The sequence below is a fragment of the Nocardia sp. NPDC056564 genome (assembly GCF_042793755.1).
In the GTDB taxonomy this organism is placed as follows: domain Bacteria; phylum Actinomycetota; class Actinomycetes; order Mycobacteriales; family Mycobacteriaceae; genus Nocardia.
In genome coordinates, this window is sequence record NZ_JBHTUR010000050.1 from 1 (window position 1) to 1,170 (window position 1,170).

1 protein-coding gene is annotated in these 1,170 nt (G+C 62.7%); it reads right to left on the reverse strand.

What is annotated here, in order from left to right; translation table 11 throughout:
* The coding region (locus ACFQ9K_RS45430; protein ID WP_378984597.1) for a hypothetical protein at nt 1-1,020 on the reverse strand (1,020 nt) is incomplete at its 3' end.
* Nucleotides 1,021-1,170: the final 150 nt, after the last annotated feature.

The window sequence follows — 1,170 nt, forward strand, 5'->3', positions numbered from 1 at the left end:
GTCGTTTCCGCTGGTTTCGTTGTTGTTTCCGGTGGGTGTGGTGTGGGTGGCGGGGGCGAGGGTGTTGGGGTCGGGGAGGGTGGGGATGAGGGTGGCGAGTTGTTTGATGCCGGTGACGTAGCCTTTGCTGGCGGAGGTGTCGTCGCCGGTGTTCCAGAAGGTTTGGACGCGGGGTAGGTGGGAGGTGGCTTGTTTGTTGTTGACGTATTTGACGGTGTGGTCGGTGTTGTAGGTGAATTGGTCGTAGCGGGGTAGGTGGGACCAGATGAAGGCGTTGAAGTTGGCGGTGTTGCCGATGACGTGGGACATGTCGAGCATGGCGCGGTGCAGGGTTTGGGTGGCGGTGTTGTATTTGTCGAGGAATCCGATGGCGTTGTCGGCGCCGGTGCCTTGCCAGTAGCCGTTGGTGAAGACGTGGCCGATGGTGTCGGTGAATTTCTGGGCCGAGCGTCGCCAGATCTCGGCGAAGGCGTTCCATTCCCCGGCGATCCAGAAGGTGGTGCCGCCGTTCTTGGCGATCATTTCGGCGATGTTGGCGAAGGCCAGGAGCCCGAAGTAGTTCCCGGATTCGATCAGTGACTCGATGTCGGTTTTGGCGCGGGTGTCGAAGCTGACGCCCGAGCCGGCGGTGGTGGGCAGGCCGGGGCCTTCTTTCCAGTCCGCGGCCGGGGTGGAGTTGTAGGTGGCGATGGTGTCCCACCAGGGTGTGCCGGTGGTGGGGGGCTGGAAGGTGTTCGCGTTCGCGCCTTCGGTGCTGGCGTAGCGTTTGTTGGCCGCGGTGAAGGTGTTACCCATGTCGGTGACGATGGCCCGATGGTTTTGCAGGACCCCGACCAGTTCGATGGTGAGTTTACGGTCGAACTTCTCGAACAGCATCGCCATACTGGCCAGGCTCGTGCGGCACGGCGCCGGGGTGATGCCCCCGCGCGCGTGGTCACCGGTGGTGTTGTCGTATTCCCACCCGAACACCTTGGGCACATGCTTGCCGACCGCGTCGATCAACCCCATGATATCGGCCACGAACACCTCACACCCGCTCGTGAGCCGCCCCAGCCCCTCCCCATCGACCCGCAACAACCGCAACTTCCCGTCCTGCGCACTCCGCAACAACCCAGACCAATCAGTCCGATCACTACCAGGCACACCCGACGTCATCCCACTCCTACCACT